General features: G+C 48.0%; 16 protein-coding genes and 1 pseudogene. 8 read left to right on the top strand and 9 right to left on the bottom strand.

All coding sequences use genetic code 11. The features are described 5' to 3' along the window. Positions 1-560: 560 nt before the first annotated feature. The 7 genes from Q0438_RS03940 to Q0438_RS03910 all read left to right on the top strand — a co-directional run bounded on the left by Q0438_RS03940 (position 561) and on the right by Q0438_RS03910 (position 5,421). The gene (locus Q0438_RS03940) at positions 561-1,319 is read left to right on the top strand and encodes an amino acid ABC transporter substrate-binding protein (RefSeq protein WP_299187577.1); all 759 of its coding nucleotides are present in this window, start codon (positions 561-563) and stop codon (positions 1,317-1,319) included. A gap of 41 nt (positions 1,320-1,360) precedes the next feature. Then, positions 1,361-2,113: an amino acid ABC transporter substrate-binding protein gene (locus Q0438_RS03935; RefSeq protein WP_299187575.1), complete on the top strand. Its 753-nt coding sequence runs from the start codon at positions 1,361-1,363 to the stop codon at positions 2,111-2,113. Between the two features lie 6 nt (positions 2,114-2,119). Next, the gene (locus Q0438_RS03930) at positions 2,120-2,788 is read left to right on the top strand and encodes an amino acid ABC transporter permease (protein WP_185898187.1); all 669 of its coding nucleotides are present in this window, start codon (positions 2,120-2,122) and stop codon (positions 2,786-2,788) included. Further along, entirely contained in the window at positions 2,788-3,522 is a 735-nt protein-coding gene (locus tag Q0438_RS03925; protein WP_299187572.1) for an amino acid ABC transporter ATP-binding protein, read from the top strand. Before Q0438_RS03930 ends, Q0438_RS03925 begins: the two co-directional genes overlap by 1 nt. A gap of 523 nt (positions 3,523-4,045) precedes the next feature. Then, positions 4,046-4,639: a hypothetical protein gene (locus Q0438_RS03920; protein WP_299187569.1), complete on the top strand. Its 594-nt coding sequence runs from the start codon at positions 4,046-4,048 to the stop codon at positions 4,637-4,639. Then, positions 4,630-4,818 (top strand): hypothetical protein, encoded by a 189-nt coding sequence (locus Q0438_RS03915; RefSeq protein ID WP_299187567.1) that lies wholly within the window; start codon positions 4,630-4,632, stop codon positions 4,816-4,818. Before Q0438_RS03920 ends, Q0438_RS03915 begins: the two co-directional genes overlap by 10 nt. Positions 4,819-4,827: 9 nt before the next feature. Then, positions 4,828-5,421, top strand: coding sequence for a hypothetical protein (locus Q0438_RS03910; protein ID WP_299187565.1), 594 nt, complete (start codon positions 4,828-4,830; stop codon positions 5,419-5,421). A gap of 376 nt (positions 5,422-5,797) precedes the next feature. Here the strand turns inward: Q0438_RS03910 and Q0438_RS03905 are convergent, their stop codons facing one another. From Q0438_RS03905 to Q0438_RS03870, 8 genes and pseudogenes are all read right to left on the bottom strand, one after another. Beyond that, complete coding sequence (locus Q0438_RS03905; RefSeq protein WP_156187200.1) at positions 5,798-5,947, bottom strand: hypothetical protein; 150 nt, start codon at positions 5,945-5,947, stop codon at positions 5,798-5,800. A 110-nt stretch (positions 5,948-6,057) separates the two neighbouring features. Beyond that, entirely contained in the window at positions 6,058-8,208 is a 2,151-nt protein-coding gene (locus Q0438_RS03900; RefSeq protein ID WP_299187562.1) for an autotransporter outer membrane beta-barrel domain-containing protein, read from the bottom strand. A gap of 499 nt (positions 8,209-8,707) precedes the next feature. Next, positions 8,708-8,878 (bottom strand): hypothetical protein, encoded by a 171-nt coding sequence (locus Q0438_RS03895; protein ID WP_005872049.1) that lies wholly within the window; start codon positions 8,876-8,878, stop codon positions 8,708-8,710. Between the two features lie 15 nt (positions 8,879-8,893). After that, positions 8,894-9,321, bottom strand: a pseudogene (locus tag Q0438_RS03890) (sulfatase-like hydrolase/transferase); the annotation flags it as partial. A 94-nt stretch (positions 9,322-9,415) separates the two neighbouring features. After that, entirely contained in the window at positions 9,416-9,916 is a 501-nt protein-coding gene (locus Q0438_RS03885; protein WP_299187560.1) for a sulfatase-like hydrolase/transferase, read from the bottom strand. 194 nt (positions 9,917-10,110) lie between these two features. Next, positions 10,111-10,455: a hypothetical protein gene (locus Q0438_RS03880; protein WP_291936246.1), complete on the bottom strand. Its 345-nt coding sequence runs from the start codon at positions 10,453-10,455 to the stop codon at positions 10,111-10,113. A 667-nt stretch (positions 10,456-11,122) separates the two neighbouring features. Then, positions 11,123-11,575 carry a hypothetical protein gene (locus Q0438_RS03875; RefSeq protein WP_298786406.1) on the bottom strand — a complete coding sequence of 151 codons (453 nt, stop codon included), beginning with the start codon at positions 11,573-11,575 and terminating at the stop codon, positions 11,123-11,125. Beyond that, complete coding sequence (locus Q0438_RS03870) at positions 11,576-12,289, bottom strand: DUF4230 domain-containing protein (protein ID WP_299187559.1); 714 nt, start codon at positions 12,287-12,289, stop codon at positions 11,576-11,578. A 397-nt stretch (positions 12,290-12,686) separates the two neighbouring features. Here Q0438_RS03870 and Q0438_RS03865 point away from each other — a divergent pair, with 397 nt between their 5' ends. Continuing rightward, the gene (locus Q0438_RS03865) at positions 12,687-12,905 is read left to right on the top strand and encodes a hypothetical protein (RefSeq protein ID WP_299187558.1); all 219 of its coding nucleotides are present in this window, start codon (positions 12,687-12,689) and stop codon (positions 12,903-12,905) included. A 102-nt stretch (positions 12,906-13,007) separates the two neighbouring features. Here Q0438_RS03865 and ilvA read toward each other — a convergent pair whose 3' ends face one another. Next, positions 13,008-14,219, bottom strand: a complete 1,212-nt coding sequence (gene ilvA / locus Q0438_RS03860) for a threonine ammonia-lyase (protein ID WP_299187557.1) — start codon at positions 14,217-14,219, stop codon at positions 13,008-13,010. Positions 14,220-14,253 lie beyond the last annotated feature (34 nt).

Raw genomic sequence — 14,253 nt, 5'->3', positions numbered from 1 at the left:
CTGTTACCGGCGTGAGAGGCCAGCGTCCTAACCACTAGACGAGTGGGCCGCGAAATTTAAAACGAAATAATAGCGAAGTGTATATAAATTTTGGATTAAATTATATATTTTCAGCAAAAATAACGCAAAATAAATTTTCATAAGCCCTATGAAATGCCGCTTTAGGCGTAGGCGACTTTATTTTAACTTCCAGCGCGACGGATCTAATATGGATGACAAATTAAAATTTAGCCCGCACCACGATTCAATCGATATCAAAGTAAAATTTTATGCCTTAAATTTAGCACTTCTTTTAAAAATTAAATCCGAAATTTTGATATAAATTTATTTTATCTTAAACTTTTTTTGCATAAAATCACCGCCAAATTTTACTCGAAAGGTACGCTATGAAAAACGATATGTGCGACATGTGTTGTTGCGAAACAAAAAGCTAGGGCGCTAGGCACGAATATCTTTTTAAGTGCTTAGCAGGTCGCTAAACATTTAAAAAGATATTTCAACTCCGCACTCGCGGGCCTTTTTAGATGAATAGCCAACGATAAATTTAAAAAGGACAAAAAATGAAAAAACTACTAAAATCTTCTCTACTTGCTTTGGCGAGCCTCGCTCTTTTAACCGGCGCAAATGCAAAAACTCTCGAAAACGGCGTTTTGAAAATCGCGACCGAAGGCACGTATTCGCCCTACTCATACCACGATAAAAACGACGCGCTAACGGGCTACGACGTAGAAGTGGCACGCGAAGTCGCTAAAAAGTTAAATTTAAAAGCGGAATTCGTCGAAGCTCCGTGGGATGCGATGCTTGCGGCATTTGATGCGGGCAAGGCTGACATAGTATTTAATCAAGTAAGTATCACGGACGAGCGTAAGAAAAAATACGATTACACCGTTCCCTACACCGTCGCCTACGCCGCACTAGTCACGCACAAAGACAATAACGAAATCAAAAGCTTCGAGGATCTAAAAGGCAAGAAGAGCGCGCATTCGGCGACTAGCAACTGGGCCGGTATCGCGCAAAAATACGGCGCGCAAATCGTCACCGTAGACGGCTTTAGTAAAGGGGTGGAGCTCATCATCAGCCGCCGTGCGGATGCGACGATAAATGACAGCGTGACTTTCTACGATTACATAAATCAGCGTCCAAACGCCCCGCTAAAAATAGCCGCTAGCGGTAGCGAGCCGATCTACTCCGCAGCCATCGTAAAAAAGGGTAACGAAGAGCTCGTAAACGACGTAAACAAGGCTCTTAGTGAGCTAAAAAGCGAAGGCAAGCTAAAAGAGATTTCGGTCAAATACTTCGGTAAAGATATCTCGGAGTAAAATTTACTCGCATAAAAGCAGCTAAATTTAAAGGATAAAAGATGGTTTCAAAACTACTAAAAATTTTGACTCTAGGTGCACTTCTTACGCTAAATTTAAACGCCAAAACCATAAAAGAAGGCATTTTAACAATCGCTACGGAAGGTACTTACGCGCCGTTTTCATACTATGACGATAAAAATGAGCTCGTAGGCTACGACGTAGATATCGCTCGCGAAGTCGCTAAGAAGCTAAATTTAAAGATCGAATTCTTAACCGCTCCGTGGGATGCGATGCTTGCGGCATTTGATGCGGGTAAGGCCGATGCGGTATTTAATCAAGTAAGCGTTACCGATGAGCGCAAGAAAAAATACGACTACGCAGAGCCCTATACGGTCGTGCACGGCGCTATCATCACTCATAAAGACAACGACGATATCAAAAGCTTTGATGATCTAAAAGGTAAAAAAAACGCTGACTCCGCTACCAGCAACTGGGCGAAGGTGGCCGCTAGCTACGGGGCGCAAAACGTCACGGTCGATAGCTTTAGCAAGAGTATGGAGCTTCTTGTTAGCAAGCGCGTAGATACCGTCGTGCGCGATAATATCGTATTTTACGACTTCATCAAGCAGCGCCCTGGCGCTCCGGTTAAAATAGCCGCCGAGGGAAGCGATACCGACTATACCGCACCTATCGTGCAAAAAGGCAATACTGAGCTTGCCGATCAGATCAGCAAGGCGATAGAGGAGCTAAAAAACGAAGGCAAGCTGGCTGAAATTTCGATCAGGTATTTCGGCAAAGATGTCTCGCGGTAGATGGCGATGAACGAATTTGACCGTATAAGCGAGCTTTTGTTAAGCTCGCTACAACCTATGGCGCTAGCGATGATAAAGGTGACGCTGCCTCTTACGGCGATCTCCTTTTCGCTGGGACTTCTTATCGCGGTGCTAACGGCGATCGCGCGCATAGCAAATATCAAAATTTTAAAGCAACTTAGCGAATTTTATATCTGGATATTTCGCGGCACGCCGCTTTTAGTGCAGCTTTTTATCGTATATTTCGGTCTGCCGATCGTGGGCGTTACGCTCGATGTTTGGAGCGCGGCGATCATAACTTTCAGCCTAAATATCGGCGCTTACGCTTCCGAGGCCGTTAGGGCGGCCGTGCTTTCGGTGCCCAAAGGCCAGTGGGAAGCCGCTACGGCGCTTGGTATGAGCTATGCGCAAATTTTACGCCGTATAATCGCTCCGCAAGCCGCGCGCATCTCGCTGCCTCCGCTTTCAAATATCTTTATTAGCACGCTAAAAGATACCTCGCTTGCGGCTTCTATTACGATGGTCGATATGTTTATGGTCGCTCAGCGCATCGCCGCGCGCACCTTCGATCCGCTCACGCTTTACGTGCTCGCCGCGCTTTTTTACTTGATAGTCTGCACGTTTTTGACGTTTTTGCAAGCTAGGCTCGAGAAGAGATTTTCAAGGTACGTGTGATGATAAAATTTAAAAATTTGACTAAAAAATTCGGCGACAGCGTTGTTTTAAACGGCTTAAATTTAGAATTTAAAGACGGGCAGACGACGGTTATTTTAGGAAGCTCGGGCTCTGGTAAATCAACCCTGCTGCGTTGTATAAATTTACTCGAGATCCCGGACGGCGGCGAGCTTGAGCTTGGAGGCGATAAGATAAGCTTCGCCGGTAAAATCTCGCAAAAAGATATGCTGCCATTTCGCGAGCACACGGGGATGGTCTTTCAGAGCTTTAATCTATTTCCGCACCTAACGGCTCTACAAAACGTAACGGAAGGCCCCGTGCAGGTGCTAAAAATCCCGAAAGAGCAGGTAGAAATTGAGGCTTTGGCGCTACTTGAAAAGGTCGGGCTAAAGGGCAAGGAGCACGAGTATCCAAGCAGGCTCTCGGGCGGTCAATCGCAGCGAGTGGCGATAGCACGAGCGCTTGCGATGAAGCCGTATTTTTTGCTTTTGGACGAGCCCACGAGCGCGCTTGATCCGGAGCTTGAGGCCGAGGTTTTGAAGGTCATCGGCGGCCTCAGCAAGGAACGCGACTCGCTCATCATCGTCACGCATAATATGAACTTCGCCCGCAAAGTCGCGGATCGAATTTTATTTTTAGAGCGCGGCAATATCGAATTTGACGGTACGGCGGAGGAATTTTTCAGCAGCGACTCGCCGCGCATAGTCAAATTTATCTCGGCGATGGATTTTTAAATTTAAAAGCGTATTTGCGCCGCCGTCGGCTAAATTTGCACTTTTGAAAACCGCTAAATTTAATCCGCTCTCTTGATTAAATTTAATCGCTCCGCTATGAATTTTTTAAAAACAGATTGGCGTATAAATTTTCACTGCCTTTAAATTTTACACGGTGCATAATTTTCACGCCATTTGCTTTCGCGCTGCGTTTAAATTTTCAGGCACAGTGCAAATTCTACGCCGCCGCTTTTAAATTTAGAAAGTTAAATCCATTTTAAACAAAATTTGCGTAAAATCTCCTTTCAAAACGTATTGCGCGAGCGGCGGCGTCAAGTATAAATAATTTGTGGCGGTGCAAATTAAATTCGCGGTAGCTGCGCTATGCTAAACATTTGCGGCGGCGCCGAGCATGAAACATTTGCAATGACGGAGCCAAATTAAAGCATTTGCAGCGGCGACGCTAAATTTAAAGCCACGCGGCGATAAATCGAAACGGCACTCGCATCGTAGCGAGCTGCGCATTAAAATTTAAAGGGATAAAATGAATAAAGCTTTTCAAAGAGCGAAGATGCAAGGCACGCTCGGCGCGCTCTGCCTATTGATAGCAAGCGCGACGTATCTTCTAAGCGACGAGGTCGCGTATTCGGAAATCGCTCGGGTCTTAGCGTGGCTTTTTGCCTTCACGTTCTTTCACTACGCGCTTGCAAACATCCAAAATATCACGGGCTCTCAGGTCTTTACGATCTTCAAATATACCTACAATATCGCGGTTTTAGTGCTGCTAGGTTACGTAGCCGTTTATCTATTCGGCAAAACCTATCACGATCAATTGCTAGCATTTGAGCCGTTTTTAGTGCTTGCGATGAAGGTCGTTTGGATAATTATAAATTTTAAATTGCGCGCCGCTACCGGATGCAGACTTTTCGCCGTATATGCCGCTATTCTAATCGCAGGCATCGGCGCAAACATCCTATATGGCATGCTTCAAGTACTAGCTCCCGAGCTTATAACGGCTAGCGTCGTAAAATATATGGCGCTAGCGAATTTAATCTTCGAGCCCTTGGCGCCCGCGGTACTGCTACTTGCGTGGCTTAGCATGAAAAACTCCGCCAAAGCAAAAGATATATGGAGCTAAGCGGAGATAAAATTTGCTCGCGTTTATACCGCGCGGAGTTTAAATTTAGTCTGCGCCGGGGCGTTTGCAAATATGAAATTTCACGCTGCTCGCGCTGTTTTGGCAAAGACACAGCCGCGTCAAAACCGCTCGCTGTTCATCTGCACGACGTAAACTGCGAGCCGCACATTAAAATTTAAAGGTATAAAATGAACGAAGATTTTCAAAGAGCGAAGCTGCAAGGCACGCTCGGCGCGCTCTGCCTACTGGTCGCGAGCATAGCGTATTCTATAAAAGGCGAGATCACGTACTTGGATTCTCAAATCTTAGTGTGGATTTTTGCCTTCACATTCCTTTACCACGCGCTTAAAAACATCCAAAATATCACGGGTCCGCAGGTTTTTATAATCTTCAAATACGCCTACAGCATTGCGCTTGCGGCGCTGCTATATTTTTCAGCCATTTATATACTTAGAAGATGTGATTGTAATAGGCTGCAAATATACGTGCCGTATTTGATATTTGCGGTTACGCTCGCTTGGATAATTATAAATTTTAAGTTGCGTGCCGCCACCGGATGCAGGCTTTTTGCCGTATATGCCGCACTGCTAATCGTTGATGTCGCCGCAGATATCATCTACGGCATGATGTTCAAAATACCGGCCCCCGCCGCTATAACGATGGGCGTCATAAATTGCATGGAACTGCTAAATTTAATCTTAAAGCCGTTGGCGTCCGTAGTGCTACTTCTTGCGTGGCTTAATATAAAAAACTCCGCGAGCTCGCAGGATCTGTGGCATTAGGCGCGCAGGGCGACGATTTTACGCGAGAGGTTTAAATTTGAATCGCCGCATTGCGATTGTTTTTCGATCGCCTAAGCGGTACAATTTCGCACATTTTAAAATTTACGGTGCAACGAAATAAGCGCGGAATTTCATCTTGCAAAGGCGGAGTTTGGAATTTTAAATCCTCGTTGCGCACCGCTCAGCCCGAGCGTATCGGCGACGGCGTTTGCAAACGCGGCGTAGCAGGGGCCTAGCGAGCGTCTGCGCCAAAGACGCTCGCTTTTTTTTGACGCCGTTTTGTAAATTGTAGCGAAAAATGCGCCGCGAAAGGTTTGCAAACTTTACTACGATGCGACTATTGAGATTTACATCGCGACGTTACGATGCCTTGAGTTTAAAATATCTTCATCGCGCATAATGAAAGCGGGCGTTTCAAATTCAATGCATACGCCTTTTGCAGGCATATCGGCTCGTATCCAAACGAAATTTTATCCGTCGTTTGCGCTCCCGAGACGATGCGCTCGGCAAGCCCAATCTTTTTCAATAGTATGCAGCTAAAAAATTTGATTTTATACCTAAATTTAAAAGCTCCGATTTCAATTTCAATCCCGCCCTTTGATTGCACCGACGCAGGCTAGAGCATACTTTAGCCGCTTAAAATTTATAAACGAAGCGCAATCCCGCGTTGATCCCTTCTTTCTTGCCGCTTAAACCCTCTAGTTTCAAGGAAGTATCCAGCTTGCCGCTCGAATACTTCGCGCCGATCTCGCCGATAGCGGTATTGCCCTTGACGCTCGCGGCATCAATATCCATAGCGTAGGTACTATTATAGCCGCCGATCTTGCCTTTAAATTCTCGCTCGAAAGCGGCTCCCGCGAAAAGCTCCACGTTATCGCTTACGTCGAAATTAAATCGAGCGCCTGCCCTGCTTCTTACAGAATCGATACCCTCCAGCTTGATGCCCTCGCCCAAGACCTCCGTTTTCTTAGAATCGATATGCGTATAAAAGCCCTTGACATAAACGTCCGCATTGAGATTAGCGCTCAGCTCGAAAATCTTGCCGAGGGCTAAATTTGCCCCGTAGTAGGTTCTCGTTACGTCGTATTCGGCCCTTCCCGAGGCCAGAGAAGCCTCGTAGTCCGATTTGATGCGACCGATTTTGGCTCCCGATTTGGCATAGAAATTTTCCGCCAAGTCGAATTCGCTCACAATGCCCGCCCCCGCGTATTTGAGATCGCCGCTGCCTTTGACGGCGAAATCATTGAAGCTCTCATATTTACCGCCGCCCGTTTCTACGTATCCTCCCAGGCTCGCGCCGTCCCCAATACGGCCCATCGCTCCTGCGAGCACGGAGATACCTTTGTTTTCTACATAGGAGCCGGAATTGTAGCGCATATTAAAACCTCCCGCATACGCAAACGTTCCGTCTGCGGTATCCGTTATTCCCGAAAGGATATCGTCGCTTTGATTTATCGCGCCTAGCACCGCGGCGCCGGTTTCCAGCGTATTTTTATTTTGCGCCATTAGCTTCGCTCCGATTCGATCAGAATTCGGCAGAGGCTGCGGATCGGGATTTATCGTGATTTTGGTTACGTCGGCGATCAGGTCTTTATCGTCGTTAGCGCTACGCAAGGCGAATGTATAGGCAGTCGAAAGCCCGCTTTGAACTAACTGTTCGGAGCGGTTAGCCATATCGCCGAATTTTATCCCGCTTGCGGTTTTTATGAGATTTACGCGATCGCCCGATTTGAGCTTATCCGCTCCGTTTGCTATACCCACGCCGATAGTCGCTTTGCTTATATCGGTTAGCTCGCCGCTTACTAAATTTAAAATCGTCTCGTCGTTTGCGGTATCCGCGGCTAGATAGAAATTGAGTTTTTCAAAGCCCGCGATCGATTTAAACGTATCGTTTTTGCCGTAGACGTTGAAAGTGTTGCCGCTTAATTTTTGGTTTTCCCGACCGAATGCGACGCAGAGATCCAATCGGCTCCAATCTTTATCGCGGACATATACGTTAAGCACATTATCTCTCGCTTCCGCACCGTCGTGCGCCCACATTATATTTGCAACGTCTATCCTACCGCGAAGATCGTCCGCATCTTTGAGATTTACGACGTTGTTCGTAAGCTTACTATTTCCCCATGCAAATGCGGCCCGCATAGCGCTCAACGAATCGCCGATCGTGCCGCCGTTGATATTTAAAACGTTACCATCGGCGGTGCCGCTATTGCCGAGATACGCAGTGGTAAAGGTAGTCGTTAAACGTTCGCCTTTGGTACCGTTGATATTAAGCGTATTTTCATTCGCCGCACCTCCATTGATATCTACAACCGAAAGACCGTGATAAATCATAGTGCCGTTTAAATTTAAGACATTTTTCGTAGCCGTAGCTCTACCGTTTGATTCAACGAGATGCGTTTTCCTGAGCTCACCGCCGTTTAGATTCAGTGTATTTTCGCTAAATACGGTACCGTCCTGCTGCGAGGAAGCTACGTTTATACTATTGAGCGTACCGCCGTTCATCGTCAAAGCATTGCCCTTAAGCGTCTGATCGGCTGCCGTGGCGCTATTTACGATGATATTATTCAACGGGGAATTATCGCTCGGTTGGCTATCGAGCGTAATTATCTGCGCGGCGGTCGGATTTTTTACCGTTAGGGTTCCGTCGTCGACGTCTTTTTCATAGACGTCGTAATTATTTAAATCCGTGGTTTTATCGATCGTAAGCGGATTCGCAACGGGTATGGCGTAAAGTTGGCCGGCGAGCGCCAAAGATAAACTCGCGCCGATAGTTTTACTGTGCATTTTGAACTCCTCCATAAATGCGAGATGAAATAGCGGCAAGCGAACTCAATTTAGCGACGCTTTTGCACGCTAAAATTTGAAATGTATTATACTCCTATCAATATTAAAGAATTATTAACTATTAAATTTTTAAAGTAGCATTAAAAAATATTCGTTTTGCGGCGTAAATTTAAAGCACAAACGCAATAAATTTCGCTCAATTTACATTGTGAAATCGCAAAAATCGCCCATCCTCAAGAAACGAATTTAGCATCACGCCGGCGCATAAATTTGCAGCGCAACGGTAACGCCGAATTGATGCTGCGGGCTCGTAGCAAATGCTCCGCGATATTGGTAAATTTCCGAGCGCGATTGCGTTAGACGGTCGCTTCGCGCCGAAAATACGGGCGTTAAATTTGACGCTCGCGGCAAAATCAAGTGCAGCTTCGAGCCGACCCGATCGTAGACGGCATCGGAAGCAATACGGCGCGTAAAGCCTTAAATTTCGGCGCGGAGCCGTTTACCGCCCGTATCCTCCCCTACCTTTTAAATTTTCGTCGTAATCCACCCCGTTCGTCATTCGCCTGCGCGAAGCGTCAAATTCATCGCGCAGCGGGCTTTTGCGCACGTTAAACTGCAGCGGCTCTATGCCTAAAATATCGGCGAGCACGTGAGCCAGATCGTCGCTCATAAAAGGCTCGTCCTTCGCCGCGCCTATGCGCCGCCAAAGCTCCGCATGATCGGCGATAAAGCTTTTTGAAGCGATGAAAAGCAGCGGAATTTCGTAGGTGAATCGGGTATTGATGTTGTGCCCGATGAGGCCGTTTTGCTCATAGATATTCTCTCCGTGATCGCTGAGATAGACGATGAGGCTGTCCTCATCCGATGAATTTCATTCACCACGTAGTCGTTATACAGCACGCTGTTATCGCAGCACGCGAGGGCGACCTTTTGCTTTTGCGTAAACGGTAAGGCGATATCGTCGCTTTTAAATTTATCAAATTCCTCGGGATAGCGTTTTTTATAGTCCATATGATTTCCCATGAGATGCACGACGTAGAAATTTCGCTCGCGCTGCGATTTTTTCGCCTCTTTGATGATCGGCAGCAGCGCGCCGTCGTGCGCGACTCGCATGCTATCGAGCTGATCGCTTGTGGAAAGAAAGATGCTTTTTTTCGGCGCGATCGGCGGCACTTTTTGCGCTAAGGGCAAATTTGCCGAAGGCTTCTTAATTGCTGATCCACATCGTGCGAAAGCCGCTCAGCGCGAACATATCGATAATGCTAAGGCTCTCAAACCACGGCCTTTCGCGCTCGCTTTCGTAGTCGCTGAAATTAAGTATCCGCATCAGCGCGGGATTGGTCGCGCCGTAGCACGAAACAGTATCGCTAAATTTAATAAGCAGCCCCCGCCGCTGCAGATCGTTTAGCAAAGGCGTCGTATCTTTGCCGTATCCGTAAAGCGACATATGGCCGCGCTGCAGGCTCTCGCCGATAATCAGCACGACGTTTTTAATCTGCGTTGCGTTAAAATCAAGCGCGGAATTCGCCCGCTTCGCCTCGTCGTAGCCACGCTCGATGCTTTGCAGATCGGCAAGGAAATTTGCATCGCCGAGATAATCTTTTACGACGAACGCGAACTCAAGCGGAGCGTATGTGCCGAGCGTCGCGCGATAACGCTCGCCACCGCTTGCGATTTTGGTCGCCGTAAAAATGCAAAAAATGACCACACAAATCGGATAGATCACGCTAAATGCGGCTCGCAGCCTCGCGCTGCACGAGCTTTTTTTTAAACTTCAGCGCGACAAACGTCGCGGTCGCGAATGCGAGCAAAGAGCAGATCACGCCCGCGCTGAGAAATTGCGCGGCGAATTCCTTACTTTCGTTCGCGTCGGTGTGGATTATCGCATCGAGCGCGACGACGTTAAAAGCGGAGTCGAAAAAAAACGACCAAAAAGAGCGAGATAGCCGCACAAAGCGTATTGATCGCTAGCACAAACAGAGCGGCAAGCCCGAAAAATCTTCTAAAAACGACGAAGCAGAGATGAAAGATGAGCAAATTTATGATCAAAATGCAGCAAAAATCCTCAAAGATCCGCGAAAATATGCGATCTTCCACGCCGTAAAAGTAATACGCCCGCGCCGCGCAAACGATCAAATTAAGCGCGACGACGAGCCAAAATACACCCACCGCGCCGCATAGGCCGAAATAAAATTTCGGCGCGGGCGCAAGCAGAGCCCTCGCTTTATCAAGTAGTAGTTGAACCATTTTTGCTCTTTATTTTTAAATTTACATCTGCCGCATCGACGGAACCGCTGCGGCGCAGTCTCGCATCCACAAATTGTGCCGCACTTCAAGTCGGCTCACGCCAACGCAATGAAAACAGGCGGTAAATTTTACGCTTACAAATTGTGCCGCGCCGAAATCTCTACCGCGAAATTGAGCGCGTCTGTTTTTGCGCCGCGATCGGCGAATTTTTGCGCGACACGATGCCGCAAGGCAAATTTTACCTGCCGAAATTTGAATGCGGCGAAATTGATGCGACATTTTCTGTTGCGAAATTTGCCGCACGGCGCGCTTCCTAAACGGCAAAATTCCGTGCCGTGCCGCGTATCAAAAATACGACGCGATTGAGCGCATAAATTTAAATCCGCAAGACGCCGCACCAAAAACAACTGCCGCGCGCAAATCCCACGCACAGACGCACGCTCGCGCAGAATTTACGCGCAAAATGCAAGCCCGCTTTTTGCATCAAATTTATGCAGCGGGTATTTGCGCGAAATTTCGCAGCAGCCCAGAGCGTGCAAATTTCACGCCGAGCAAACGTGCATGTACGAGGCGCTAACGTATCGAAATTTCGCAGCGAATGCGTGAAATTTCTCGGCGCGAGCGCATCACCAAATTTCATCACCAAATTTTCGCCGGCCGAATTACCTTACTCGTAGCCGAAAATTTTAATCCCCGTATCGCTCTGCTCGTATCGCAGCGCGGGGATCTTTTGTAGTAGATTTTTTAGCTTTTCCAAATCGTTTTTCCTCCCGCCGTCAAAGGCTCGCGGCACCCACACCCACGCGATCTCGTCGTATGCAAACGAGCCCACCGAAAAACTAGCTCGCTTTGAGCCCGCCTCCCATTTGGAGGAGTTTTTGATCGCGTAGAAGTTCGGATAGAGGATTTTTTTGATGATAAAGCATTTGCAAAATTTAAAATCCGCGAAAAACTCCGCCCACGTCGCATCCTCGGTAAAATAGCCCTTCGCACGCAGGCGCTTTTTCTCTTTGCGCAGCCTAATCGGTTCATAAAATCGCTGCCAAGCCCTCGCGCAAGCATCCATAAACGCGAGCATGCGGGCGAAGTAAATTTTAAAAAGCGCCTTAAAAAGCTCCATCTACTTCTCGATCTGCGATTTTAGCGATTTATCGATTGCGATCTCGCTGGAGTTTATATCGATCGTCTGAAGCGCCTTGTCCTGGAAGATAAATCCGACCTCCTTCGCGCCGAAGCTCTTGGCGATCGCCTCCAGCGTGTCGGTCGCAGATTTGTGGATCTTGCCGCCCAGATCGTTGATGATTTTTAGCGAGAGCTGCTTGACCTCGTCCTTGGCGTCGTCAATCAGGCGGTTTTTATCACTCTCGTCAAAGCTCGCGCCGAATAGCCCGTTTAGCGAATCGGGCAGCAGAAACGGCAGCAGCTTGGCGTTTTTCTCGTCGTAAATTTTCATATCTTTGATCGAGTATTTGTATTTGCACGGCGGCATCTTGATCTCGTAGCGATCCTCGCCCTGCGGCAGTATCGCAAAGTCGGGGCTTAGCAGGTCGTAAACGAACTCGATCTCAAACTCGAAGATGATGGCGATCTGCTTTTTCGTCATCAGCGGCGATACGAGCGAGCCCAGCAGCCCACTGCCTACGTTTTGCTTGCGCGTGACGATCTCTTTGGAGTAAATTTTAAAAACGCTCAGCTCGCCGATGCTTTTAAGCCGCGTGATGTCGGTGGCGATCTGCGGCTTGCTCGCTTGTTCGCCGCTTTTGCGCATCTTAAAAAACATAAAAACCAAGATGCAGAATATTACTAAATTTAGAAGAAAAGCAAAATTTTCCAAATTTCATCCTTTAAAATTTTATCGGTATTTTAGCAAAATACAGCGCCGATTTGTAGTGCAATTAAAATTTTACGATTTTTGCAACGCGAAATTTCAAAATCGCAAAAGAAATTTTAAAGAAGCGATCCGCAATTATAAAATTTAACGCGGACGCAGTCCGCCCCACCGCTATCGTCGTCAGGGGATGGGCGGGGTTTGTGGGCGAGCAGAGCAATGCGGTGCTGCGAGGCAGCGCCGCCTCTGCGAGAAGTGTGACCTCGCAATTCAAGCCCCCTTCCCGCCCCAAGAATAACAGAAATCACGGCATAAATTTCACTGGCTGTGAATTTGGCGATAAAATTTTATTTTGTAAGTTTCTATAAAATTTCATGGATATAACTTAGCGCTTGGATGCATTATGCGCGATATTCGTAAGGGGGCGGCGCTCAGAGTTGCTAGGCGCACCCGCCCCCTTACCAACCCCCACCCGCGCGACGCTAGCGGGGCGGACTGTGTCCGCGTTAAATTTAAACTGCGGCTTGCGCCGCATATTTGGAATTTTAAATTCTACGTAAAATTTAAAATCAAGAGCGTAAAGTGTTTCGGCACGACGGATATAAAATGGAGGCAAATTTAAAATTTACCCGCTGCAAGCCGCGATCAGGATGCAAGCGAGTAAATTTGGCAATTTCAGGTAAATTCACGAGCGAAAACAAATTTTACAAACTCCCGCGAAATTTTATAAAATCTCCCTAAAATCATACCCTGCGTTTTTGAGCGCCCAGGCGATGTCTTCTTGATGAGCCTTGCCCTTGGTCTCAAGCGTGATCGTGATCTGCGCGTCGCCGTACTCGATATTGGTCGAGAAGCGGTCATAGTCGATCTTGACGATGTTTGCATTGGCGCGGCGCAAGATTTCGGTAAGCCCCGTAAGCGCGCCCGGCTTATCGACGAGCGTGACGTTGATCGTCATCTTGCGGTGCGACTTGATAAGACCTTTTTCGATGATGATGTTTAGCATCTGCACGTCGATGTTGCCGCCGCTTAGGATGATGCCGATCTTTGCGCCCGCGGGGAATGCAAATTTCGCGTTCATTAGCGCCGCTACACCCGCCGCGCCCGCGCCCTCGACGATGATTTTTTGCTGCTCTAGCAGATAGAGTATCGCGCTTGCGATCTCCTCGTCATCGACCTGTACGAACTCATCGACGCACTCGATGATCGTAGAGAGTGTGATCTCGCTCGTATCCCGCACCGCAATGCCGTCGGCGATGGTGCGGACCGATTCGGAATTTAGCGGCTTTTTCGCGACGAAGCTATCGTGCATCGCAGGCGCGCCCTTGGCGGCTACGGCGATGATTTTGATGTCCGGATTGATCTGCTTGGCGCAGCTGCAAACCCCCGTCGCAAGCCCGCCGCCGCCAACTGGAACGACGATGTATTCAAGATCTGCGACCTCTTCGATCATCTCAAGCGCGATCGTGCCTTGGCCCGCCTGGACGAACTCGTCGTTGAAGGGATGCACGAACGTCAGATTGTGCTCCTTCGCATATTCCAGCGCAAACGCGTACGCCTCGTCGAAATTATCGCCCTGCAAAATGATCTCCGCGCCCAGAGCCTTCGTGCCGCTGATCTTTAGAAGCGGCGTGGCTTCAGGCATTACGATCACGGCGCGCACGCCGAATTTTTGCGCGCTCATCGCTACGCCTTGAGCGTGGTTGCCAGCGCTTGCGCAGATGACGCCGTGCGCACGCTCCTCGTCCGTAAGATGCGCGATTTTATTGTAAGCGCCGCGAATCTTATATGCGCCGGTGCGCTGCAAATTCTCGCTTTTGAGATACACTTCCGCGCCGTAAATTCTACTTAGCTTCGGCGCCAGAGCAAAGGGCGTTTTATAGACGAAATCGTTTATCGTGCGCTTTGCTTGGATGATTTTATTTAGATCAACCATCTACTTCCTTTCGTAATTTTAAATTTTGTTATTA

Source organism: uncultured Campylobacter sp. (genome assembly GCF_938030785.1).
In the GTDB taxonomy this organism is placed as follows: Bacteria; Campylobacterota; Campylobacteria; order Campylobacterales; family Campylobacteraceae; genus Campylobacter_B.
The sequence above is the reverse complement of the archived record's forward strand: the minus strand, read 5'-3'. Positions and strand labels throughout refer to the sequence as shown.

What these genes read in the sequence shown, in the direction of transcription:
- Q0438_RS03895 (WP_005872049.1), bottom strand. Translation starts at nt 8,878, where the DNA reads ATGAGCGACGATCTGGCTCACGTGCTCGCCGATATTTTAGGCATAGAG.
- Q0438_RS03865 (WP_299187558.1), top strand. Translation starts at nt 12,687, where the DNA reads ATGCGCGATATTCGTAAGGGGGCGGCGCTCAGAGTTGCTAGGCGCACC.
- Q0438_RS03915 (WP_299187567.1), top strand. Translation starts at nt 4,630, where the DNA reads ATGGAGCTAAGCGGAGATAAAATTTGCTCGCGTTTATACCGCGCGGAG.
- Q0438_RS03920 (WP_299187569.1), top strand. Translation starts at nt 4,046, where the DNA reads ATGAATAAAGCTTTTCAAAGAGCGAAGATGCAAGGCACGCTCGGCGCG.
- Q0438_RS03875 (WP_298786406.1), bottom strand. Translation starts at nt 11,575, where the DNA reads ATGGAGCTTTTTAAGGCGCTTTTTAAAATTTACTTCGCCCGCATGCTC.
- Q0438_RS03880 (WP_291936246.1), bottom strand. Translation starts at nt 10,455, where the DNA reads ATGGTTCAACTACTACTTGATAAAGCGAGGGCTCTGCTTGCGCCCGCG.
- Q0438_RS03900 (WP_299187562.1), bottom strand. Translation starts at nt 8,208, where the DNA reads ATGCACAGTAAAACTATCGGCGCGAGTTTATCTTTGGCGCTCGCCGGC.
- Q0438_RS03930 (WP_185898187.1), top strand. Translation starts at nt 2,120, where the DNA reads ATGAACGAATTTGACCGTATAAGCGAGCTTTTGTTAAGCTCGCTACAA.
- Q0438_RS03935 (WP_299187575.1), top strand. Translation starts at nt 1,361, where the DNA reads ATGGTTTCAAAACTACTAAAAATTTTGACTCTAGGTGCACTTCTTACG.
- Q0438_RS03910 (WP_299187565.1), top strand. Translation starts at nt 4,828, where the DNA reads ATGAACGAAGATTTTCAAAGAGCGAAGCTGCAAGGCACGCTCGGCGCG.
- Q0438_RS03925 (WP_299187572.1), top strand. Translation starts at nt 2,788, where the DNA reads ATGATAAAATTTAAAAATTTGACTAAAAAATTCGGCGACAGCGTTGTT.
- Q0438_RS03940 (WP_299187577.1), top strand. Translation starts at nt 561, where the DNA reads ATGAAAAAACTACTAAAATCTTCTCTACTTGCTTTGGCGAGCCTCGCT.
- ilvA (WP_299187557.1), bottom strand. Translation starts at nt 14,219, where the DNA reads ATGGTTGATCTAAATAAAATCATCCAAGCAAAGCGCACGATAAACGAT.